This is a genomic window from Parasedimentitalea psychrophila (genome assembly GCF_030285785.1).
Classification (GTDB): domain Bacteria; phylum Pseudomonadota; class Alphaproteobacteria; order Rhodobacterales; family Rhodobacteraceae; genus Parasedimentitalea; species Parasedimentitalea psychrophila.
On record NZ_CP127247.1, the window covers coordinates 1207474 to 1230796 of the forward strand.

The window sequence follows — 23323 nt, forward strand, 5'->3', positions numbered from 1 at the left end:
CCCCCGAAAACAGCAAAGCCGTCTACGTCCTGGAGTAACGCGATATTCAAAAAGGGCCCAACATATTGGCGGGCAGTTTAGTCGGCGCAATGGCGTTCTGCCATCTGGCAACAAGTGCTGTGTACGGACGGGCGCAATAACCCTGTCCTGTTGCTGGCCACTCCGGTCGTATAAGCGACACGAAGAACTGCCTCTGTCTCAGCTTGTTTTTAGCGGGCCCTGCAGTTACCCACAGGCACGGCTTCTATAATTAAAAGGGTATTCAATTTGTCTACGCGAGTCACACTGATTTTGGGCGGCGCGGCCTCTGGAAAGAGTGCCCATGCCGAACAAACATGTTTTAACTCCGAAAAAAGAAGGGTTTACTTGGCGACATCACAAATACTTGATCGTGAAATGCGCGTTAAAGTAGACAAACATGTCGTGCAAAGAGGTGACGGCTGGACAACCTATGAGGAAGATCTGGAGCTTTCTCCAATTCTCGACTCATTGGAACAGCAACAGATTTGCCTGTTGGACTGCGTTACAATGTGGCTATCAAATCACCTATTGGCTGGAAGTGACCTGCAAGTTGTGCAGCAGGAATTGCTGGCTGCTATTTCCCGTTGCAAAGCAGATCTGGTAATTGTGTCGAATGAGGTCGGGATGGGAATTGTGCCTGACAATGCGCTGTCCCGGCAATTTCGAGAGGCCCAGGGGCGGCTTAATATCGCCCTGGCAGCGCAGGCGGATTGCGCCGTGCTGGTCACGGCCGGCTTGCCATTGATCTTGAAGGGCGCAGTATGACCACGCAGCTGTTTCTGGTTCGCCACGGTCCGACCCATGCCAAATGCATGGTGGGCTGGTCGGATTTGCCCGCAGATCTCTCCGATACTGCCGCCCTGTCGCGACTGGACGGTTACCTGCCACAGGATGCGCTGGTCATTTCATCGGACCTGAGCCGGTCTGTAGAGACCGCCAGCGCCATTCAGGGTAGCCGGACCCGCCTGCCCCATAATTCTGGCCTGCGTGAAATACACTTTGGCGATTGGGAGCTGCGCACTTGGGCAGAGATTGACGCCGAGGACCCCGAGCGGATCAGTGCCTATTGGGAATACCCCGGCGACGTGCGCCCACCAAGGGGTGAAAGCTGGAATGAGGTCTGCGCAAGGGTGGACGCAGTGATTGATCAGTTGGTTCAGACCCACATGGGCAGGAATTTAATTGTTGTCGGACATTTTGGGCAAATTTTAACGCAGGTGCAGCGGGCCGACATGCTCACCGCTGAGCAGGCCTTTGCACATCGAATAGACAACCTGTCGGTCAGCGAAATCCGCAACGGGCCAGACGGCTGGAGCATTGGGAAAATCAATCACTGTCCTTGATGACCCTTACCAAAAATCATCATTTTACGGGATGACTTTTGCAGCCCTATGCTGCGGTCATGACTTATGATCTCTATATTGGCGACCGCATGTTTTCCAGTTGGTCTTTACGCGGCTGGCTCATGTTCGAAAAATTCGCAATCCCGCACAACACCCACATGATTGGGCTGTATTCCGGCACCATGGCCAAAGACATGGCGAAACTGGCCCCGGCGCGGCTGGTTCCAACCCTGCGCACGCCGAACGGCACTGTTGTCGGCGAGAGCCTGGCGATGGGGGAAACCCTGGCCGAACAGCACCCAAAGGCCGGTCTCTGGCCCAAGGACCCGGCGCAACGGGCAACGGCACGCTGGCTCTGCGCCGAGATGGTCGGCGGTTTTGGCGCGCTGCGCGGTGACTGCGCCATGCAATTTCGCCATATCTGGCAGGGGTTCACCCCGTCTGAGGCCGTCAAAACGGATCTGGCGCGCGTTGAGACCCTCTGGGCCCATGCGCGATTGGTTTCTGGCAGTGCAGATGGTTTCCTGTTTGGCGCCTATTCGCTGGCAGATGTCTTCTACACCCCCGTAGCGGCGCGCATTATTGGTTATGATCTGCCGGTGTCAAAGGCATCACGCGCCTATTGCAAAGCGCTGCTATCAGACCCTGCCGTCCTGCGCTGGCAGGAACTGGCGCAGGAGGTGCAGTATGATCCGATGCCCTATGACCTGAATCTGCCCAACCGCCCTTGGAGCCTGCCCGAGTAAGCCCGAGTAAGGTCGATTTCATGGTAAATTGACGCCCCAGTTAACCCCTTGGAGCGCAAAATCCTCAACCATCTCTCCCTGAGCGATTGGGGAGCAGGGAGAGATGACCGCACGCGCCTATACCGTTGCGTTTCACGGGGTCGAGGCCCGCGAGGTCGAGGTGCAATGCGCTGTGGCACCGGGCCTGCCTGCGTTTTCGGTGGTCGGGCTGCCAGACAAGGCAGTGTCCGAAGCCCGTGACCGGGTGCGCTCGGCCTTCTCGTCCATGTCGATCGCATTGCCGTCAAAACGGATCACCGTCAATCTGTCGCCGGCCGACCTGCCCAAAGAGGGCAGCCATTTCGACCTTCCCATCGCGCTGGCGCTGCTGGCTGCAATCGACATCATCCCCGCCGATGCCGCCGCCGAGACCATAGCCCTGGGCGAGCTGTCGCTGGATGGCACTCTGGTGCCCGTGGTTGGGGCGCTGCCAGCCGCCATCACCGCCGCCGAAAAGCAACGCACCCTGCTTTGCCCGCAGGCATCGGGGGCCGAGGCGGCCTGGGTGGAGGCGGCAAAAGTGATCGGCGCCGCCAGTCTGGCCGAGGTGGTGCGCCATTTCACCGGCCAGATGCTGATTGCCCCGGCGCGGCCCGGCGAGGTCAGCAGCCCGGCCCCAACCAAGGATCTGCGCGACGTCAAGGGACAGGAGCGGGCCAAACGGGCGCTGGAGATTGCCGCTGCCGGTCGCCATCACCTGTTGATGGTGGGAACGCCGGGATCGGGGAAATCAATGCTGGCGGCGCGGCTGCCGGGCCTGTTGCCGCCGCTGACCCCGAATGAGGCCTTGCAGACCTCGATGATTCAGTCCCTGTGCGGAATGATCGAAGAAGGCGGTATTAACCGCACCCGACCGTTTCGCGAACCACATCACACGGCGTCGATGGCGGCGATTGTCGGCGGCGGACGGCAGGCAAAACCGGGCGAGATCAGTCTGGCCCACAATGGTATCTTGTTTCTCGACGAATTCCCCGAGTTCAACCGCGCGGTGCTGGAAACTCTGCGCCAGCCAATAGAAACCGGCGAGGTGATGATTGCCCGCGCCAATGCGCATGTGAAATACCCCAGCCGGTTCATGCTGGTGGCGGCGGCCAATCCCTGCAAATGCGGCTATCTGACCGATCCGGCCCGCGCCTGCTCGCGCGCACCAATCTGTGGCGAGGATTACATGGGGCGGATTTCCGGCCCGCTGATGGACCGGTTTGATCTGCGGGTCGAGGTGCCGCCGGTGGCGTTCAGGGATCTGGACCTGCCGGCAAATGGCGATAGCACGGCAGAGGTAGCCGCCCGCGTTGCCGCCGCAAGGGACCGCCAATGCAGCCGTTTTGAGGGCCACCCTGAGCTGCGACAGAACGCCGATGTCGAAGGGGAATTGCTGGAACAGATGGCGCGGCCAGACCGCGAGAGCCGCGATCTGCTGCGGCGCGCCGCCGAGCGGTTCGGCCTGACCGCGCGGGGCTATCACCGGGTGCTGCGGGTGGCCCGAACAATTGCCGATATCGACGGAGTTCCGGATATTCGGCGTCGGGACGTGGCTGAGGCGCTGAGTTTTCGTCTGGCCACATCACATTAGGGCCCGACACATTAGGGCCCGACACATTAGGGCCCGACACATTAGGGCCCGACACATTAGGGCCCGTCGAAATTGCAACGCTACGCGTGCAAATGAACGTAGCGCTTGACGCCTTCCCCCCGGGAAGGCGTCAAGCGCGGCCCGGCCAATAGGCCGGGCAAAGTAAGAGGATCAACTCCGCAGTTACAGCTTGGCCTCAATGGCCTGCCAGATCTTCTCGGCGATGTTCACCCCGTCAAACCGCTCCAGCTCTTGGATGCCGGTGGGCGAAGTCACGTTGATCTCGGTCAGGTAATCGCCAATCACGTCAATGCCGACAAAGACCTGACCTCTCTCTTTCAACAGCGGCCCGATGGCGGCGCAGATTTCCAGATCACGATCGGTCAGTCCGATCTTCTCGGGGCGACCACCGACATGCATGTTGGAGCGGGTTTCGCCCGCAGCAGGCACCCGGTTGATGGCGCCGACGGGCTTGCCATCAACCAGAATAATCCGTTTGTCGCCGTTGCTGACGTCGGGCAGGAATTTCTGCACGATCAGCGGTTCCCGGCTGAAGCCAGTGAACAATTCATGCAGCGAGGTCAGGTTGCGGTCATTGACATCCAGACGGAACACTCCGGCGCCGCCATTGCCATACAGCGGTTTCAGGATCACATCGCCATGCTTGGCCTTGAAGGCCTTGATGGTGTCCAGATCGCGGGCAACCGTTGTTGGTGGGGTCAGGTCCGGGAAATCCAGCACCAATAGTTTTTCGGGGTAGTTGCGCACCCAGAAGGGATCGTTCACCACCAGTGCTTGCCCCTTGAGCCGGTCCAGCAGGTGGGTGGCGGTGATGTAATGCATGTCGAACGGCGGATCCTGACGCAGCCAGATCACGTCAAAATCAGCCAGATCCACTTCGCGCTGCGGCCCCAGTACGGCCGGATCACCCGCCACCCGCTGCACGGTCATATCCTGACCACGGGCGGTGATGCGCCCCTCTTGATAGGCCAATTGATCCGGCCCGTAGAAAAAGAGCGAATGGCCGCGTGCCTGCGCCTCTTCGGCCAGCCGGAAGCTGCTGTCTGCGTTGATGTCCACGTCCCCGATTGGGTCCATCTGAAAGGCGATCTTCATGCGTCTATCCCTTATCTGTCGGCCAATTACATGGCCCAGCGCCGGGACATGTTCAATGGGTCAACCCTGGCCAAAAGCGTTTTCGATGATTTCGATCTGGCCAGAGCCATCGACCAAAGCGACGTCAAAGCGGGATTCGGTCAGCTGACCTGCGGGTTCAGTGTCCAAAAACTGCCCAGCGCTAGCGTAGATCCGTTCTATCTGCGCTGGTGTGATGCGCGCGGCGGCACGGGCAGTTGTCTTGCTCTGCTTTACCTCGACAAAAACCAGCGCCGCGCCCTGACGAAAGATCAGGTCGATCTCACCACCATCACCGCGCCAGCGGCGTGCAGCAACACTATAGCCTTGTTGTTCATAGAATTTGGCCACCAGATCCTCGGCTGCTGCGCCAGCTAGATAAGCCCTTTGGCCTGAGTGCTGTCTATTTCGAGGACCCGACATAAGCCGGAGCGTCGTTTATCTGACATGCAACGTCAATCTTATATCAACCAGGGCCGCGGCTGACCTTGGGGAGGTGCAAAGCGCCTTCCCGTATTGCCGAAGGCAAACCTACGGTTTGACGGGAAGGTCAGGCGCGGCCCGACCTATCGGCCGAGCCAACTCATCAAAAACCCTGCCCCAACAACATGAACGAGTGTCTTACCCTTCATCCTTGGGCAGTTTCAGCGCCATTTGATAGATCTTGCGCCGGGGCAGGTCGTGTAGTTTCGACACGATATCCGCCGCATCCTTGACCGAATTATCCTGCAACGCGGCGCGCAGATCTTGCTCCAGGTCCTCGGGGTTCACGTCTTTGGTGCGGGAGCGGTCGACCAGCACCACGATTTCACCCTTCACACTTTTCTCGGCCAGTTGCGCGACCAGCTCGCTCAGCGAGGCGCGGCGGACTTCTTCGAACTTTTTGGTGATCTCGCGGCACAGGGCGGCGGGGCGGTCGCCCAGCACCTCGGCCATATCCGCCAGCGAGGCCGCCACCCGCTTGGGTGATTCGTAAAAGATCAGGGTGCCGGGTATCCGGCTGACCTCCTCCAAGCGTTTGCGGCGGGCGCCGCTTGCATTGGGCAGGAAGCCGGCGAAAAAGAACGCATCGGTCGGCAGGCCGCCCAAGGTCAGCGCCGCCAGTCCGGCAGAGGCCCCCGGTGCCACGGTAACCACATGACCCGCCTCGGCGGCGGCGCGACTGAGATCATAGCCGGGGTCGGCAATCAATGGCATCCCCGCCTCGGAGGCATAGGCCACCGATTTGCCCTCAGCCAACGCCGCAAGCAAGCCCGCACGGGCGCCAGCACCGCTGTGATCGTGATAGGCGATCACCCGGCGACTGTTCAGCGGCACGCCGTGGATCTCCATCAGGCGGCGCAGGGAGCGGGTGTCTTCGGCGGCAATCACCTCGGCGGAGGCCAAAACATCCAGCGCCCTGAGGGTAATATCGCGGGCGGTGCCGATGGGCGTGGCAACAAAGTACAGCCCCGGAGACAATCTGACATTCTGATGATTCAACGCTGGACCCGCCTTTATCGTCGTTTATTATTCCCTCCCAACACCAACACGGCGCATCACCGCCGGATCAGGGAGTTTTAAGTCTATTATGTTTGCTGTTTTCAAGCCTGCCCGCAAGGTCGCACTCGCAGCGATTGCCGCCGTGTCCTCTTTTGCTTTGATTGCCTGCGACCCCATTGGCGGTGGCGGAGGTCCAACCATCAATACCTCAAAGCCGGTTCCGGTGGCCTTGCTGGTGCCGCGTGGCTCCGGCCAGCCCGGTGATGAGGTGCTGGCCCAGAGCCTGGAAAACGCCGCCCGAATGGCGATGGCCGATCTGCAGGGCATTCAGATTGATCTGAAAGTCTACAGCACGGCTGGCAATGCGCAGACCGCCGCAGCAGCGGCAACCCAGGCGGTGGATGACGGCGCCCGCATTATTTTGGGCCCGCTCTACGCCGAGGCCGCAAATGCCGCCGGTGTCGCAGCGGCCAAGCGCAATGTGAACGTACTGGCCTTTTCCAACAACACCGCAATTGCCGGCGGCAATGTTTTCATTCTGGGTGCCACCTATGGCAACACCGCCCGCAGGCTCTCGAGCTACGCCGCCCGTCAGGGCAACGGAAATATTCTGGTGGTCAGTGGGGATGATGCCAGCGGTCAAGCAGGCCGCGCAGCCATCCAATCCGCAGCCGTGACCACCGGTGCCACTATTGTTGGCAGTGTCAGCTATGAGCTGTCGCAACAGGGGGTGATCAATTCGATCGGCACAATCCGTGATTCAGCCGCCAGCAACGGGGCCACATCGGTGTTTCTGACCGCCACCACAGCCGGCGCATTGCCGCTGTTGACGCAGCTGCTGCCCGAAGCCGGGCTTGACCCGGCGACCACCCAATACATGGGCCTGACCCGCTGGGATATTCCAGCCCAGACTCTGGCTATGCCCGGGGTTCAGGGCGGCTGGTTTGCACTGCCGGACCCGGCAAAAACCCAACAGTTCAACAGCCGCTATGCGGCCACTTATGGCGGTGCGCCGCATCAGATTGGCGGCCTGGCCTATGATGGTATCGCCGCAATCGGTGCGCTGGTCGGCGCAGGTAAATCAGACGCCCTGACCGGAGCCGCCCTGACCCAGAGCGCCGGTTTCCAGGGGGTCAACGGCATCTTCCGCCTGCGTCCCGACGGCACCAATGACCGCGGTCTGGCGGTCGCAACAATTCAAGACAAAAAGGTGGTCGTCATTGACCCAGCTCCCAGCAGCTTCTCCGGCGCCGGATCATGATCCGGCGGCCGATGCCGTAACCCGCTACCCGCAGGCCTCGGGGCCTTTGGTCTGCGATCCACAGGCGATTTTCGACACTTTGAGGATCCGCACCCGGATCAGGGATCTGGCTAACGGTCAGGCCAATGCCTCCCTGCGGGGCGAAGTCGTCTCGCTGTTGCGGGACGCCAATAAGGCTGGGCGCAAAGTGATTGCCGAGGGCTTCTCCAAGGCGCCGTTCGATTCGCGGCCAGCCACCCGGTCGTACACCTTTCTCACCGATGGGCTGGTCACATCGGCCCTGTTTGCGGCCAGTGAACTGATGCATCCAGTGGCGAACCCGACGCGCGGTGAGCGCATTGCGGTGCTGGCGGTGGGCGGCTATGGCCGCGGTGAGATGGCGCCCTCGTCGGATGTCGACCTGTTGTTCCTGACGCCTTACAAAATCACCGCCTGGGCCGAGAGCGTCATTGAATCGATGCTCTATATGCTCTGGGATCTAAAGCTGAAGGTCGGCCATGCCAGCCGCACCATCCCGGACTGCCTGCGTCTGGGCCGCGAAGATTTCACCATTCGCACCGCGATGCTGGAACATCGGTTTCTGGCCGGTGACGAATTGCTGGGCGATGAGCTGGATCAGCGGCTGAAGGCCGATCTGTTCCAGGGCACCGCCTATGAGTTCATCGAAGCCAAGCTGAATGAGCGCGAGGCGCGCCATTTCAAGCAGGGCCAGCGCTATATGGTCGAGCCGAACGTCAAAGAGGGCAAAGGCGGCTTGCGCGATTTGCAGTCGATGTACTGGATCGCCAAATATCTGTACCAGGTGCATGACACCGCCGAACTGGTGCCGCTGGGCCTGTTTGAGCCGGAAGAATACGATCTGTTTGCCAAGGCCGAGAACTTTCTCTGGGCGGTGCGCTCGCATCTGCATCTGCTCACCGGGCGGCCAACCGAGGTGCTGTCGTTTGATATGCAGGTCGAGGTCGCCGAGCGCATGGGCTATCAGGATATCGCCGGACGGCGAGCGGTGGAAATCTTTATGCAGGATTATTTCCGTCAGGCCACCACGGTCGGGGACCTGACGCGCATCTTCCTGACCAAGTTGGAAGCCACCCACCAGAAGAGCGAACCGCTGCTGGAGCGGCTGTTCCGTCGTCGCCCGCGCACCAAACCGGGCTACAAGGTGGTCAACAACCGGCTCGACATTGTTGATCCTGACGGTTTTCTCATCGACCGGCTGAACCTGTTGCGGCTGTTCGAGGAGGGCCTGCGCACTGGAATGCTGATCCACCCCGATGCGATGCGGCTGGTGACCGCCAATCTGGATCTGATCGACGATACATTTCGCAACACCCCCGAAGCACAGCGCATTTTTCTCGACCTGCTGCTGAAGCACGGCAACCCGGAACGGGCGCTGCGGCGGATGAACGAACTGGGGGTGCTGTCGGCCTTCCTGCCGGAATTTGCCCCCATCGTGGCAATGATGCAGTTCAACATGTATCATTTCTATACGGTGGACGAGCACACCATTCAGGTGATCTCCAACTTTGCCGCCATTGAACGCGAGGAACTGGAGGACGAGCTGCCGCTTAGCTCCAAAATTCTGCGCAAGGGATTGAATCGCAAGGTGCTGATGGTGGCGATGCTGTTGCATGACATTGGCAAGGGGCAGCCTGTCGATCACTCGATTCTGGGCGCCCAGATCGCCCGCAAGGTGGCGCCGCGGCTGGGGCTGAACAAATCCGACAGCGAGACGGTGGAATGGTTGGTGCGCTATCACCTGTTGATGTCGGATATGGCGCAGAAACGCGATATTGCCGACCCGCGCACGGTGCGGGATTTTGCCAAGGCGGTGCAGACAGTCAAACGGCTGGACCTGCTGACGGTGCTGACGGTCTGTGACATTCGCGGTGTTGGCCCCCATACCTGGAACAACTGGAAGGCCGCCCTGTTGCGGGCCTTGTATAAACAGACCCGCGAAGCGCTGGAAAACGGCATGGAGGCGCTGAACCGTGAACACCGCGGCGCCGGCGCCAAAAAGAACCTGCGCGCAGCCCTGCCGGACTGGCCCAAGCCCTTGCTCAAGAAAGAGACCGCGCGCCATTACCCGCCCTATTGGCAGGGGCTCCACGTCACCGGCCATGTGGATTTTGCAGAGATGCTGCGGGAGTTGGAGGAAAGCGAAGATCCAAACGGGATTGTCATCCGCCTGTTCCCCGATGAAGACCGCGATGCCACCCGCGCCTGTTTTGTCATGCCCGACCACCCCGGCATTTTCTCGCGGGTGGCCGGCGCGTTGGCGCTGGTGGGGGCCAATGTGGTCGATGCGCGTTCATACACCACCAAAGACGGCTATGTCACCGATGCCTTCTGGATTCAGGATGCCGACGGCAGCCCATTCGAGGCGGCGCGCCTGCCGCGTCTGAGCCAGATGATCCACAAGACCCTGAACGGCGAGGTGGTGGCGCGGGATGCGTTGAAATCGCGCGACAAGATCAAGAAACGCGAACGGGCGTTCAAGGTGCCGACCCATATCACCTTCGACAACGAAGGCTCGGAAATATACACCATCATCGAGGTCGACACCCGCGACCGCCCCGGATTGCTGTTTGACCTGGCCCGCACCCTGGCCGCATCAAATGTCTATGTCGCCAATGCGGTGATCGCCACTTATGGCGAACAGGTGGTAGATACATTCTACGTCAAGGACATGTTCGGGTTGAAATATCACGCCAAGTCAAAGCAGGATTTCCTGGAGAACAAACTGCGCACGGCGATCACCGAAGGCGCCAAGCGGGCGCAATCATGAAACCCATCAGATTGTTATCCGGGTTCCTGACCGTTGGCTTCTGGACCCTCGCCAGCCGGGTGCTGGGCTTTGCCCGCGAGATCCTGCTGACCGCATATGTCGGTCCCGGTCCGGTTATGGATGCCTTTGTGGCGGCGTTTCGTCTGCCCAACATGTTCCGCCGGTTCTTCGCCGAGGGTGCGTTCAACGCCGCCTTTGTGCCGATGTTCGCCAAAAAGCTAGAGCAGGGCGAGGATGCGCAGGGATTTGCACAGGCCGCGTTCAACTTGCTGCTGGTGGCGGTCTTGGTGCTGGTGGGGCTGGGCATGGTATTCATGCCGGGGCTGGTCTGGGCCACCGCCAATGGCTTTGCCGGGGATGCGCGGTTCGACATGACCGTTGGCTTTGGCTACATCGTGTTCCCCTATATTCTGTTCATGTCGCTGGCGGCGCTGTTTTCCGGGGTGCTGAACGCCACCGGGCGCTTTGCCGCCGCCGCCGCCGCACCGGTGCTGCTGAATATCTTTGCCTGCGCTGCCATGGTGGCGGGGGCCGTTGTGGGCGGCGAGGTGATCAACTGGCTGATCTGGACCATTCCGGTGGCCGGCGTGGCCCAGTTGGCACTGGTCTGGGCTGCTGCCGGTCGCGCCGGCATTCGCCTGCGTCCCGGTCGCCCCCGCCTGACCCGCGAGATGCGCAATCTGGTGCGGGTGGCGGTGCCTGCGGCGCTGGCAATGGGCGTCACTCAGATCAATCTGGTGGTTGGCCAACTGGTGGCCTCGGATATTGAGAACGCGGTGAGCTGGCTGTTTGTCGCCGACCGGCTGTATCAGCTGCCGTTGGGGGTTGTGGGCATTGCCGTCGGCATTGTGCTGCTGCCGGACCTGTCGCGCCGATTGCGGGCCGGCGACGAGACTGGCGCACGCGATGCCCTGTCGCGCGCCGGAGAGTTTTCGCTGATGCTGACCATCCCCTCAACGGTGGCCTTTCTGGTGATGCCGCTGCCGCTGGTATCAGTACTGTATGAACGCGGTGCAACTGGCCCCGAGGATGTCGCCGCCATTGCCCTGGCGGTTGCGGTCTATGGCGTTGGCCTGCCCTCGTTTGTGCTGCACAAACTGCTGCAGCCGCTGTATTTCGCCCGCGAGGACACCCGGTCGCCGTTCCGCTATGCGCTGGTGGCGATGGTGGTGAACGCAGGCCTGGCCTTTGGACTAAAACCGGTGGTGGGCTGGATCGCCCCCGCTATCGCCGCCTCAGCCGCCGGCTGGGTGATGGTGGCGCTGCTGGCGTATGGCGCCCGCAGCATGGGCGAGGTTGCCCGGTTTGATGACAGGTTCCGCCGTCGGGCCTGGCGGATCGTGGCGGCCTCGGTGGTGATGGGCGGCGTGCTGTTGGCTGCCGTTACAACTTTTGACTGGGCCTTTGCCCTGCCCCGCTGGCGTTATCTGGCGCTGTTTGCACTGATTGTACTGGGCGCGGTCAGTTACTTTGGCGCCGGCCAGATGCTGGGCGCCTTTCGGCTGGGTGAATTCAAACGCGCCATGCGCCGGGGTGGGCGAACATAAGCGGCCTTAACTGTCCGGCTGGGTCTCGACCAGACCGGACTAATCGAGATGACCGGTAACAAAGGCACTTTGATCCCCTGCCCCTTGATGCAACAGGATTAAGGGTCGCTGCCGCGCCGCGCGATAGCGCGGCGCCACGCCCAACGCCTGGGGGCTCATCTGTGATGAGCCATCAGGGGGCGGGAGTGCCTGTTTCAGGCGCGCTCTGTCAATCCCGGTGGATCTTACCGCGCATCCGCGCCCAACCGCCGGGGGCCAGAAAGAACGACAGGCCAAACCCGGTGGCAAAGCCTGCCAGATCCGCCACCCAGTCTTTTTGCCCCCCCAGCACCAGGCCAAACAGCAACTGTATGCCCATCAGAAACGCAATCAGGGTAAAGGCCCGGCTCTGCTGGGCACCGACCAGCGCCAGCGATCGCCACAGGATATAGGTGAAGGCGCCGATCAGCCCGTAGACCGCCGGAAAGCCACCAAAAAGCGGAAATTGCGAGTTCACCAGCAGGGCATATCCCAGCCCGCCGCCGATGCCCGACAGCAGGAAGATCACCACCATCGCCATATCTCCCATGACCTCGCCCACCATCTTGCCCATCGCCAGCACAAAGACGCAGACAAACAACGCCTGGGTAAAGGCACCGTGCACAAATGCGTAGGAGATAAAGCGGATCAGATGTTCGACCGGCCAGTGCCCGGTCTCCCACATCCACCAGAAAATCTCGCTGGAGAAACCATAGACCTGCAGCGCCTCAAGCCGCCAGCCCACCGCACTGGGACCACCAATGAGACCCCGGGTGCCCAACGAGAAGGCCGCCTCTATCCCCATGATGATCAAAACCAGTGCCACCACCGCCGGTGGCAGTGGATTAACTGGGGGTGGGTTGACCGGAGGCGGATTGGGGTTGCTGCTCATATTGATAACTCCTTAGCCACTATTGGCTGTGTTTGACCCTCTCAGGCCTTAGCACTGTTGACGGTGGCCGATCCCATGGGTAAGCCACCGGGGATCGTAATTCCAGACGGGAGTTCTCGCCAGATGAGCGAAACCAGTTTTACCCCGCGTGTGTTCTCGGGCATTCAGCCATCCGGCAACCTGCACCTGGGCAACTACTTGGGCGCAATCAAGCGCTTTGTCGATATGCAGGGCTCAGATTTCGAGACCGTTTATTGCATGGTGGACCTGCATGCGATCACCGTCTGGCAAAACCCCCAGGACCTGATGAGATCCACCCGCGAGCTCTGCGCCGGGTTTATTGCCAGTGGTATCGACCCCGAGCAATCGATCCTGATCAATCAGAGCCAGGTGCCCGAGCATGCCCAGCTGGCCTGGATCTTCAACTGCGTCGCCCGCATGGGCTGGATGCAGCGGATGACCCAGTTCAAGGACAAGGCCGGTAAGAACTCCCAGAACGCCTCACTGGGGCTGTTTGCCTATCCGGCGCTGATGGCAGCCGACATTCTGGTCTACCACGCCACCCATGTGCCCGTGGGCGAGGATCAGAAACAGCATCTGGAACTGACCCGCGACATCGCCGCCAAGTTCAACCATGACTATGACACCGACTTTTTCCCGATGACCGAACCGGTGATCGAGGGTGCTGCCACACGGGTGATGAGCCTGCGGGATGGCTCCAAGAAAATGTCAAAGTCGGATGCCTCGGATGCCAGCCGCATCAACATGACCGATGATGCCGACACCTTGGCCAAAAAGATCCGCAAGGCGAAAACCGACCCGGATGCGCTACCCAGCGAGGCCAAGGGTCTGGAAGGTCGCCCCGAGGCGCGCAACCTGATCAATATCTACGCCGCGCTGAATGACCAAAGCGTCGACGCGGTGCTGTCTGAGGTAGGCGGCAAACAGTTTGGCGAGTTCAAACCGCTGCTCGCTGATTTGGCCGTTGCCAAGCTGGCGCCGATTGCGGCTGAGATGGCAAGATTGATGAATGATCAAACAGAGATTGACCGCATCCTAGCTCGTGGTGCAGAACGGGCGCGAGCAATCACTGCGCCGATTCTGCGCAAGACATATGACATTGTGGGTATGGTTCCGCCTGCCGCATTGTAATAACTGAACGACAACAAGCCCTTACACGTTGTTTGGGCGATATACTGGAGATAATCGGATGGCCAACGGCACCGTAAAATGGTTTAACGCAACTAAAGGTTTTGGCTTTATTGAGCCTGAAGCTGGCGGAAAAGACGTATTTGTACACATTTCTGCTGTTGAGCGTTCGGGCCTGAACGGCCTCAACGACAACCAGAAAGTTTCTTACGAGCTGGAAACTGGCCGTGACGGCAAAGAATCTGCTGGTTCGCTGAAACTGCTGTAAGGCAGTTTTGCGGCTTTTGCTGCAAACAATAATCAAGGCCGCTCTTTTTCAAGGGCGGCCTTTTTTCATTTTGCGTGACAGAAACGAGGGGCTCCCGCCCACTTGGGCAGCCTCGCAGAGGCCACCAAAGTGGTTGGGCATGGCAGCGCGCCTACGGCGCGCTGCCATGCCCTTTGGCTCCTGTCAGAGACCGTTAATTCCGTTCAGCGTCAAATTGGCCACTGTACTGGCATAGGCCTCGCGTGCCTGAGATCCGGCGCCTGAGTTCCACATGTAATACCAGTTCAGCATGCCAAACACCGACATGGTGGCCGCCCGCAGCTTGGCCGCGTCATTGACAAACAGCTGCGGTGCGGCGCTGCGGAGCGCGTCACTCATGAAATGGACCAACTCGCGCTGGTAGCCCCGCAGCAGGTCTTGCTGCACCTCGGGCAGGGCCGACATCGAGCTGATCTGCACCTGATGTTCGTGATCCGCCCCCTGATAGGCCTGCAAAATCCCGGCGACGATCCGGTGCAATTGCTGATCCGGCGCCAGATCCTGCAGGTCCAACCCACAGACCCGATCGCGCAGGTCGCGCAAGTAGCAGTCAAGAATGTCGAACAGGATGGCATCCTTGCTGTCATAATAGTGATAGATATTGGCCTTTGAGATGCCACATTCGCGCGCCAGTTGCGACATCGAGGCCCGGTCAAACCCCTGATCCGCAAACACCTTGGCTGCGGATTTCAGGATTTGGCTGCGTTTCTGGTCGTGGTCTTTGGCTATGGTGCGGGCCATTGCGTCAGCCTTTGGTGCGGTTGTCGATAACACGAACCGCCTTGCCCTGAGACCGGGCGACAGAGCCGGGTTCGCCGACAATAACCTCGGTCGACACACCAACGATATCCTTGATCCGCTTGCTCAGCATGCGAGAGGCGGCGGTCTTGGACAATTCATCTGCCGCACCGGGTGCGGCCTCGGCAAAGACCCGCATCGCATCCATGCGGCCAGATTTATACAGCTCGATCTGGAAGTAGGGGGCCAGCCCGCCGGTGGCCATCACCTGTTCTTCGATCTGGGTCGGGAACACGTTGACGCCGCGCAGGATGATCATGTCGTCGGACCGTCCGGTGATTTTCTCCATCCGCCGCATGGTGCGCGCGGTGCCGGGCAGCAATCGGGTCAGGTCACGGGTGCGGTAGCGGACCATTGGCAGGCCCTCTTTGGTCAGGGTGGTGAACACCAGCTCGCCCATCTCGCCGTCCTCGCAGACCTCGCCGGTTTCGGGGTTGATAATCTCGGGATAGAAGTGATCCTCCCAAATGTGCAACCCGTCCTTGGTCTCGACACATTCATTGGCCACCCCCGGCCCCATGATTTCCGACAGCCCGTAGATATCCACCGCATGCATGTCAAAGGCCGCTTCCACCTCCAGCCGCATGGCATTGGTCCAGGGCTCAGCCCCAAAGACCCCAACCGAGAGCGAGCTTTCGCGCGGGTCCAGCCCCTGCTTGTGGAACTGCTCAAGGATGTTCAGCATATAAGACGGGGTGACCATGATGCCGTCGGGTTTGAAATCATTGATCAACCCGACCTGTTTCTCGGTTTGGCCACCGCCCATCGGCACCACTGTGGCCCCAAGCCGTTCAATACCGTAATGGGCACCCAGGCCGCCGGTGAACAGCCCATAGCCATAGGCGTTGTGGATCATGTCGCCCCGGCGCAGTCCCGAGGCCCTGAGCGAGCGGGCCAACAAGTCGGCCCAATTGTCGATGTCATTCTTGGTATAGCCCACCACAGTGGCCTTACCTGTCGTGCCGGACGATGCGTGCAGGCGCATGATCTGCTCACGCGGGACCGCGAACAGGCCAAAGGGGTAGTTGTCGCGCAGATCGTTTTTGTAGGTGAAGGGGAATTTGGCCAGATCCGACAGCGACTGCAGGTCATCCGGATGCACCCCCGCCGCGTCGAACCGCTGCTTATACATGGCCACGTTGTCATAGGCGTGGCGCAACGATTTCTTCAGGCGTTGCAACTGCAACGCGCGGATCTCGTCGACCGAGGCGATTTCAATCGGGTCCAGGTCAGCCTTGTTTGGGGTCAGATCTTTCATGGCTTGGTCCTCATTCTATTCGTCAAATAGCTGGCCTTTGATCGCCCGGGACATGCCCCGAAACTCGGCGATCGTCTGGCCCTGCTGATTGGTCACTGTCACGTCATAGATACCGTTGCGCCCGCTCAGCGACAGCTCGCGGGCGCTGGCAGTCAGCTGATCACCAAGCCGCCCCGGCGCGGTAAAGCTGATCACGTTGTGCTGCGCCACGGTTGATTGGTTGCGGCTGTTGCAGGCAAAGGCAAAGGCGCTGTCAGCCAGCATGAAGGTGACGCCGCCGTGGCAGATACCATGGCCGTTGCAATGGTGCTGCGCCACAGTCAATTGCAGTGTGGCCACGCCCTCATCCATATGGGCGATCTCCATCCCGGCCCATTTCGAGGCGTGATCCTGCGCCCACATGGCTTCGCCAGATTTTTCGGCGCGTTGTTTTGGTGTCATACTCATTTTCCTTGGAAAACCGGAGCGCGTTTTTGCAGGAAGGCTGCCACCCCCTCGGCGTAATCGGCGCTTTCGCCACAGGTTTTCATCGCGTCAGCCTCTAGTTCCAGCTGGTCACTTAGCGTGGCCGTCGCCGAGGCCTGAATGGTCTGCTTGGTCAGCCCCAGCCCCAAAGTCGGACCATTGGCCAGTTTGGCCGCCAGTGCGCGCGCTTCCTCCATCAGATCTGCGTCAGGATAGGCCTTCCAGATCAGGCCCCAGTCAGCGGCCTTTTGCGCAGGCAGTGGTTCACCGGTCAGGGCCAGACCCTTGGCGCGGGCCTCGCCCAGCAGATGGGGCAGGTGCCAGCTGCCGCCGGTGTCGGGGATCAGGCCAACCTTGGAGAACGACTGAATGAACTTGGCGCTTTCACCAGCCAGCACCAGATCGCAGGCCAGCGCCAGATTGGCCCCCGCCCCGGCAGCAACACCGTTGACGGCGCAGATCACCGGAAATTTAAGTGACCGGATCAGCCGCACCAGTGGCGCGTAGAAGGTGCGTACGGTATTGCCCAGATCCGGCGGCCCGTCCGACTTGGAGGGGTCCCGGTCGCCCAGATCCTGTCCGGCGCAAAATCCGCGCCCCGAGCCGGTCAGCAGAATCGCCCGGGCCCCGGCATCGCGTGCGGCCTCAATCGCGGCCCGCAGAGCATAATGCATCTCATCATTAAAGGCGTTCAGCCGATCCGGGCGGTTCAGGGTGATCTCAACCCAAGTGCCGTGATCCAGCGTCAGAATTGATTTAGTCATAGGCCTATCCCCTGCCATTTTCGTGTGCCTCATCGGTGTTTTGATAAATTTCTTGCATAAACCGACCGGTTGGTCAATATATTCCGCAACCCAACAAACCACGACACCCCCCATCGAACCACGACATCAAGGAGCGCGACATGAGCATTCAACAGGTTTCCAGCTTTGCCTCAGGTCAATGGATCGCGCCCGGTGCCGGGGCGCGCAACATCGCCAGCGCCATCACCGGTGAAGTGATCGCCAGCGCCGGCAATGACGCGCTGGATGTACAGGCCATGCTGGACCACGCCCGCAGCGTCGGTGGACCAGCCCTGCGGGCGCTGACCTTCCACGACCGCGCCCGGATGCTCAAGGCATTGGCAGGGCATCTGAACCAGCACAAACAGGCGCTATACGCGGCCTCTTTTGACACCGGCGCTATCCAAAGCGACCACATGATTGATGTGGATGGTGGCATTGGCACCATGTTTGTCTTTGCCTCCAAGGGGCGCCGCGAGATGCCCGACGGCCAGGTCTATCTGGACGGCGAGGTTGAACAGCTGGGCCGGACCGGCAGTTTTCTGGGTCAGCACATCTGCACCCCGCTGCAGGGCGTGGCGGTGCATATCAACGCCTTCAACTTTCCGGTCTGGGGGATGCTTGAAAAACTGGCACCGACCCTGCTGGCCGGGGTTCCGGCGATTGTGAAACCGGCGACAAACAGCTGTTATGTCACCGAACTGGCGGTGCGGCTGATGCTGGACAGCGGCATTTTGCCAGCGGGCGCACTGCAACTGGTGTCTGGTGGTCTTGGCGATATGCTGGACCATCTGGGCATGATGGACGTGGTCAGCTTTACCGGCTCTGCCCAGACTGCGCTGAAACTGCGCTCAAACCCGGTGATTCTGGAAAACTCCATCCGCTTTGTGGCCGAGCAGGACAGCCTGAACGGCTCTATCCTGGGGCCGGATGCGGTGCCGGGCACGCCCGAGTTTGATCTGTTCATCAAAGAAGTCAGCCGCGAGATGACCACCAAGGCGGGGCAAAAATGCACCGCCATTCGTCGCATCATCGCCCCCGAAGCGCAGGTCGAGGCAGTGATAAGCGCGCTGTCGGCCCGGCTGGATAAGGTGGTCATTGGCGATCCGCGTCTCGAGACCACCCGCATGGGCGCGCTGGTCAGCAATGGTCAGAAACGCGATGTGCTGGAAAAGGCCGCGATCATCGGCCAGGAGGCAACCCGCGTTTACGGCGACCCGGAGAATTTCACCGTCGATGGCGCCGACGCCGACAAGGGCGCCTTTGTGCCGCCGATGCTGTTCCATTGCGCCGATCCCGACAATGCCCAGCGGGTGCATGACACCGAGGCCTTTGGGCCGGTCTCTACCATCATGGGCTACCGTGACGTCGATCACGCGATTGCGCTGGTCAACAAGGGTCAGGGCTCGCTGGTGGCCTCGGTGATCACCCATGACCCTGCTGTGGCCCGTCAGGTGGCACTGGGGGCGGGTGCCTATCACGGGCGGCTGTATTTCAACAACCGCGACTCGATGAAGGAGAGCACCGGCCATGGCTCCCCTCTGCCGCATATGGTGCATGGCGGTCCCGGTCGGGCTGGCGGCGGCGAGGAGCTGGGCGGTATCCGCGGCGTGATGCACTATATGCAGCGCACCGCCATTCAGGGCAGCCCGGACATCCTGTCGGCAATTGGCCAGACATGGGTACCAGGCAGCCGTGAGATCACCGGCCCGGCGCATCCGTTCACCCGCAATTTTGACCAGCTGGCAATTGGCGAGACCCTGCACAGCCCCTCCCGCACCGTGACCTTGGAGGACATCGAGACCTTTGCCAATTTCACTGGCGATACGTTTTATGCCCACATGGACGACGAAGCGGCCAAGCGGAACCCGTTCTTCCCCGGTCGGGTGGCACATGGATATCTGCTGCTGTCCTTTGCCGCCGGGCTGTTTGTCGAACCCAACGAGGGGCCGGTGCTGGCCAATACCGGGTTGGACAATCTGCGGTTCATGAAGCCGGTGTCCGCCGGTGACAGCATCAAAGTCCGCCTGACAGTGATGAAAAAGACCCCGCGGAACCAAGACTACGGCGAAGTGCGCTGGCACGTCACCCTCTCCAATCAGGATGGTGACAAAGTTGCCGAATATGAATTGCTGACAATGAACGCATTCTGAACCGCGCAGGCCCGCACCACTCTGGGGTTGAGCAACACCCTGCCACCGCACTGAATTAGGCTGGTCTCCCCTATTGGGGGGGCCTACATTACCCCGATGACCCAGCCCAAAGACCAATGGTTTGAAACCAGTATCAACCTGCTGAGCGACCCGCAAAACCAACGCGTCTGGTCGGTCATCATTTCGCTGTTCGGCGACATGGCGCAACGACCCAACGAGCAGATCGGCGGCGCCGCGCTGACCCGCATCATCACCCCAATGGGCATCAAACCCGAAGCAATCCGGGTTGCCTTGCACCGGCTGCGCAAAGACGGCTGGATTGACAGCGCCCGCTCGGGCCGGGCCTCGACCCATTACCTGACCCAACATGGCCGCGACCAATGCGCCGCCGTTACCTCTCGGATCTATGCCCGCGACCCGGTCTTGCCGCAGGAGCTGCATGTATTGATTGCCGCGGGTGGCGCTGGTCAGGCGGCGCTGGACGAGATGCTGCTGCTGCCAGGCTATATCGCGGTCAACCGGACAACGGCGCTGGGATACGGCCCCCGGCCAAAGACCTCAGATGACCTACTGGCCCTGGAGACAGATAATTATTCATTGCCCAGCTGGTTCAAAACCAGACTGTTCCCCGCCGAGCTGAGCAAATCCTGCACTGCCTTGTTCAAAGTCGTGAACTCTATGTCAGATCCACCACCGGGGCTGACCCCGGCGCAAGTGGCTTCGTTGCGCACCCTGATCGTCCATCGCTGGCGCCGCGTGGTGTTGCGCCACCCTGACCTACCGGCGGATTTCCACCCCTTGACCTGGCCCGGGGTTGCCTGCCGGGACCGGGTATTTGCACTGCTGGACCAATTACCGCTTCCAAATCTGAGCCAACTCAGAGAGCCTGTGGACGCTTGAATTTCACTCACGGCTTGGAGCCTGAACATGACAGTCATAAGTACGCTCGCTGTTGCATCGCTGGCTGCGTCTGCCGCCTTTCTATCCGCCTCCCATCTGAAAACCCGGCGCCTGGCGCGGCAGGCTGAGGAACTGATTCCGCCGGTCGGTAAGTTTCAGCCGGTTCCGGGTGGTGTGATCCACTATGTTGAAATGGGCCCGGTTGCTGCGCCGCCGCTGGTGTTGATCCACGGGCTGTCCGGCCAGTTGCAACATTTCACCTATGCGCTGGCCGACCTGTTGGCCGCAGATTTCCGTGTTATCATTCTGGACCGTCCCGGCTGCGGCTATTCAACCCGTGACCATGATCGCCTGGCGGTGCTGCCCGAGCAGGCGAAGATGATTCAGAGCTTTCTGGACCTGCTCAAAATAGAGCAACCGATCCTCTGCGGCCATTCCCTGGGCGGCGCCGTCGCGCTGGCCATGGCGCTGGATGCGCCCGAGAAGATACGCGGCCTGGCGCTGCTGGCCCCCCTGACCCATCCGAGAGAACAGGCCGGCGTTTTCAAAGGCCTGATCGTACATTCGCCCTTCATACGCCGCCTGATGGCACAGACGGTCGCAATTCCGGCGGCACAGCGCAGCGCCACAGAGCTGCTCCAGCAGGTATTTGCCCCGAGCCCCTGCCCCGACGATTTTGCCATTCAGGCCGGGGCTGTGCTGGGTCTGCGCCCGCAAAGCTTTGTCACTGCCTCGGCCGACGCAACTTTGGCCATTGGCAATATTGCCCTCCAGTCCGCCCGCTACGCCGCCGAGCTGAAAACCCCGGGCGCGGTGCTGTTTGGTGCGCAGGACGCGGTGTTGCAGCCGCAGATCCACGGGTTGCCAATGGCGCGTTTCGGGCTGCCCTGCCAGAGCCTGGCCGATCAGGGCCATATGCTGCCAAACTGCGCGCCGAGCCAGTGCAACGCCTTCATCCGAGACACCGTGGAACAGCTGCGCTGAGCCATGATCTGCCGCCCGCAGCCCAGCCGCCACGGTTGGTTTTCGCCGCGCTCAAAAAAAGCGCACTGAAAATCCAATCCCTACGATTTCTCTCTTGACCCCGCCCCGTGAAACTCCTAAATCGCCTGCACACAGAGTGGCGGTATAGCTCAGTTGGTTAGAGCAGCGGAATCATAATCCGCGTGTCCGGGGTTCGAGTCCCTGTACCGCCACCAAAAACACTCTGAAAAGCCTGAAAAGACTGTGCCGCTGGCACCCAAAGTCCTCACTTCAGATGTTCCGCCGGGGTCTTCGCTGCGCTACCGTGGGGGAGATAATTACAGTGCGGCGCGGCCTTCCGGACGTATCGGCGAAGCTACCACGCATGATTGGCGACCAGGGCGTTCTGATTTAGCCACCTTCATAACCCGGCTTCGCTCATTCGTATGCATGTCCCCTTCGTGAAACGAAAGCACATAGATGATCGACGGCCCATCGTTTGTTCCGACGAATTCATATGTTGCACGCCATCAACAAAGCCGTGTGCCGTAAAGACAGATTTCGGGCCATCACTTTTACAGGTCAACTTCAATGCAAAATGGGTGCTGTAGATTGAGTTGACTATTGCCTAGCCGCGGGCATATTACTCGAATTTCACGATGGGGTTAATCTCGGGTTCGAGGCGCCGGTGCAGAAAAAAATTTGGAGATTAGCTTTCCATGGCTGGGTTTTTGATACACAAAAAAAGCAATGTTACCGTATTTTGGATGCAAAAATCGGGCTGCACGTTTCTGAAAAATCTCTTCTACGCACTTGCGGTGGGAAATGCATATTCAAATCCCCAAGGAATACACAGCGACAGGTTTGCCCGCCATCGTATTAAATTTAGGCCATTCTGGCATAAGATAGATCCCGACATTTCATTTGTTGTCGTTCGTGACCCTGTTGCGAGAGTTTGCTCATTCTATTGGAACAAGATCGATTCCCGCGCCCCGAATTCAAAGTCGAAACTAAGGGAAACACTCAGTCGGCTTGCTAAACTGGACCACCCTAGCTTTCGAGGCTTTGCCGAACAACGCGGCGAGACTCTAGACGAGCATCGGTATTTGCTTGGTCTCATGCTTGATGCGATTGGCCATGTATTTGCCGATGAAGAGCGCAAGTTCTTGAACGGTCATTTCGCGCGACAAAACGAACTGATTTTGGCGGGTGGCGCTAACGGCCTGCCTGTGGTCGCGCTGGAGCAACTCCACCACGACATTCCGGCATCGGTTGTTGATCGGCTTCCAGAACTGGTTACGGTTTTAAAAGGAATGCCGCGAATGAACGAATCGAAGAAAGCATTCTCCGCTGAAGAGTTGCTAACGCCAGAATTAAGAACCCGCATTATGAATCTATACCCTCAAGATGTCATATTACATTCAAAGGCTATTGCAGCTAACCCGACTGCAGAATGCAACTAGACCTCACGAAACGCAGATCAGACAATTCAGATTGCGAAAGGCCGTCCTAGAACTGAACTCCGACAGTGGCCGTTTTGTCCATACGGTTTCAACCGATGGACGCAGCACATTCAGGTAACAAACTTTGCCACGAAGCCGGATCGCGGACTTTCACCGGGATGACCACTAATAGCGGCTTTGGGCCGTTCGCTTCAGTTGTCAGGCAGCAGGCAGCAGGCAGCAGGCAGCAGGCAGCAGGCAG

At 60.0% G+C, this 23323-nt stretch carries 21 protein-coding genes and 1 tRNA gene; 14 read left to right on the forward strand and 8 right to left on the reverse strand.

What is annotated here, in order from left to right:
* Positions 1–267 precede the first annotated feature (267 nt).
* From cobU to QPJ95_RS05790, 4 genes are all read left to right on the forward strand, one after another.
* Positions 268–786 (forward strand): bifunctional adenosylcobinamide kinase/adenosylcobinamide-phosphate guanylyltransferase, encoded by a 519-nt coding sequence (cobU, locus tag QPJ95_RS05775; protein WP_270919370.1) that lies wholly within the window; start codon positions 268–270, stop codon positions 784–786.
* A complete protein-coding gene (locus QPJ95_RS05780) occupies positions 783–1364 on the forward strand; it encodes a histidine phosphatase family protein (protein WP_270919371.1) in 582 nt (193 codons plus the stop codon). Before cobU ends, QPJ95_RS05780 begins: the two co-directional genes overlap by 4 nt.
* Before the next feature lie 59 nt (positions 1365–1423).
* Positions 1424–2110, forward strand: coding sequence for a glutathione S-transferase (locus tag QPJ95_RS05785; protein ID WP_270919372.1), 687 nt, complete (start codon positions 1424–1426; stop codon positions 2108–2110).
* Positions 2111–2213: 103 nt separating this feature from the next.
* On the forward strand, positions 2214–3722 hold the full coding sequence (locus QPJ95_RS05790; RefSeq protein ID WP_270919373.1) for a YifB family Mg chelatase-like AAA ATPase: 1509 nt from the start codon (positions 2214–2216) through the stop codon (positions 3720–3722).
* Positions 3723–3905: 183 nt separating this feature from the next.
* Here QPJ95_RS05790 and gshB read toward each other — a convergent pair whose 3' ends face one another.
* The 3 genes from gshB to rsmI all read right to left on the reverse strand — a co-directional run bounded on the left by gshB (position 3906) and on the right by rsmI (position 6338).
* On the reverse strand, positions 3906–4838 hold the full coding sequence (gene gshB, locus QPJ95_RS05795; protein ID WP_270919374.1) for a glutathione synthase: 933 nt from the start codon (positions 4836–4838) through the stop codon (positions 3906–3908).
* A gap of 60 nt (positions 4839–4898) precedes the next feature.
* Positions 4899–5279 (reverse strand): YraN family protein, encoded by a 381-nt coding sequence (locus QPJ95_RS05800; RefSeq protein WP_270919375.1) that lies wholly within the window; start codon positions 5277–5279, stop codon positions 4899–4901.
* A 198-nt stretch (positions 5280–5477) separates the two neighbouring features.
* Positions 5478–6338: a 16S rRNA (cytidine(1402)-2'-O)-methyltransferase gene (rsmI, locus tag QPJ95_RS05805; protein WP_270919376.1), complete on the reverse strand. Its 861-nt coding sequence runs from the start codon at positions 6336–6338 to the stop codon at positions 5478–5480.
* An 88-nt stretch (positions 6339–6426) separates the two neighbouring features.
* Here rsmI and QPJ95_RS05810 point away from each other — a divergent pair, with 88 nt between their 5' ends.
* From QPJ95_RS05810 to murJ, 3 genes are read left to right on the forward strand one after another with little or no spacing between them, the layout of a single operon-like run.
* Positions 6427–7599 (forward strand): penicillin-binding protein activator, encoded by a 1173-nt coding sequence (locus QPJ95_RS05810; protein ID WP_270919377.1) that lies wholly within the window; start codon positions 6427–6429, stop codon positions 7597–7599.
* Positions 7559–10387 carry a [protein-PII] uridylyltransferase gene (locus tag QPJ95_RS05815; RefSeq protein ID WP_270919378.1) on the forward strand — a complete coding sequence of 943 codons (2829 nt, stop codon included), beginning with the start codon at positions 7559–7561 and terminating at the stop codon, positions 10385–10387. Before QPJ95_RS05810 ends, QPJ95_RS05815 begins: the two co-directional genes overlap by 41 nt.
* Positions 10384–11934 (forward strand): murein biosynthesis integral membrane protein MurJ, encoded by a 1551-nt coding sequence (murJ, locus tag QPJ95_RS05820; RefSeq protein WP_270919379.1) that lies wholly within the window; start codon positions 10384–10386, stop codon positions 11932–11934. Before QPJ95_RS05815 ends, murJ begins: the two co-directional genes overlap by 4 nt.
* 208 nt (positions 11935–12142) lie before the next feature.
* Here murJ and QPJ95_RS05825 read toward each other — a convergent pair whose 3' ends face one another.
* Positions 12143–12844, reverse strand: a complete 702-nt coding sequence (locus QPJ95_RS05825) for a rhomboid family intramembrane serine protease (protein WP_270919380.1) — start codon at positions 12842–12844, stop codon at positions 12143–12145.
* A 123-nt stretch (positions 12845–12967) separates the two neighbouring features.
* Here QPJ95_RS05825 and trpS point away from each other — a divergent pair, with 123 nt between their 5' ends.
* Positions 12968–13996, forward strand: coding sequence for a tryptophan--tRNA ligase (gene trpS / locus QPJ95_RS05830; RefSeq protein WP_270919381.1), 1029 nt, complete (start codon positions 12968–12970; stop codon positions 13994–13996).
* A gap of 58 nt (positions 13997–14054) precedes the next feature.
* Positions 14055–14261 (forward strand): cold-shock protein, encoded by a 207-nt coding sequence (locus QPJ95_RS05835; RefSeq protein WP_127750132.1) that lies wholly within the window; start codon positions 14055–14057, stop codon positions 14259–14261.
* Positions 14262–14444: 183 nt separating this feature from the next.
* Here the strand turns inward: QPJ95_RS05835 and QPJ95_RS05840 are convergent, their stop codons facing one another.
* The 4 genes from QPJ95_RS05840 to paaG are packed head-to-tail and all read right to left on the reverse strand — an operon-like array spanning position 14445 to position 17585.
* Positions 14445–15041: a TetR/AcrR family transcriptional regulator gene (locus tag QPJ95_RS05840; protein WP_270919382.1), complete on the reverse strand. Its 597-nt coding sequence runs from the start codon at positions 15039–15041 to the stop codon at positions 14445–14447.
* Positions 15042–15045: 4 nt separating this feature from the next.
* Complete coding sequence (gene paaK, locus QPJ95_RS05845; RefSeq protein ID WP_270919383.1) at positions 15046–16356, reverse strand: phenylacetate--CoA ligase PaaK; 1311 nt, start codon at positions 16354–16356, stop codon at positions 15046–15048.
* Between the two features lie 15 nt (positions 16357–16371).
* Positions 16372–16797 carry a hydroxyphenylacetyl-CoA thioesterase PaaI gene (gene paaI / locus QPJ95_RS05850; protein ID WP_270919384.1) on the reverse strand — a complete coding sequence of 142 codons (426 nt, stop codon included), beginning with the start codon at positions 16795–16797 and terminating at the stop codon, positions 16372–16374.
* Between the two features lie 2 nt (positions 16798–16799).
* A complete protein-coding gene (paaG, locus tag QPJ95_RS05855) occupies positions 16800–17585 on the reverse strand; it encodes a 2-(1,2-epoxy-1,2-dihydrophenyl)acetyl-CoA isomerase PaaG (RefSeq protein ID WP_270919385.1) in 786 nt (261 codons plus the stop codon).
* A 140-nt stretch (positions 17586–17725) separates the two neighbouring features.
* Here paaG and paaZ point away from each other — a divergent pair, with 140 nt between their 5' ends.
* The 5 genes from paaZ (at position 17726) to QPJ95_RS05880 (ending at position 23082) form a co-directional block, all read left to right on the forward strand.
* On the forward strand, positions 17726–19756 hold the full coding sequence (paaZ, locus tag QPJ95_RS05860; protein ID WP_270919386.1) for a phenylacetic acid degradation bifunctional protein PaaZ: 2031 nt from the start codon (positions 17726–17728) through the stop codon (positions 19754–19756).
* A gap of 96 nt (positions 19757–19852) precedes the next feature.
* Positions 19853–20656: a PaaX family transcriptional regulator C-terminal domain-containing protein gene (locus QPJ95_RS05865; protein WP_270919387.1), complete on the forward strand. Its 804-nt coding sequence runs from the start codon at positions 19853–19855 to the stop codon at positions 20654–20656.
* Between the two features lie 27 nt (positions 20657–20683).
* Complete coding sequence (locus QPJ95_RS05870; protein WP_270919388.1) at positions 20684–21640, forward strand: alpha/beta fold hydrolase; 957 nt, start codon at positions 20684–20686, stop codon at positions 21638–21640.
* 138 nt (positions 21641–21778) lie between these two features.
* Positions 21779–21855, forward strand: a tRNA-Met gene (locus QPJ95_RS05875).
* Positions 21856–22338: 483 nt separating this feature from the next.
* Positions 22339–23082 (forward strand): sulfotransferase family 2 domain-containing protein, encoded by a 744-nt coding sequence (locus tag QPJ95_RS05880; protein WP_270919389.1) that lies wholly within the window; start codon positions 22339–22341, stop codon positions 23080–23082.
* The last annotated feature ends 241 nt before the right edge of the window (positions 23083–23323 follow it).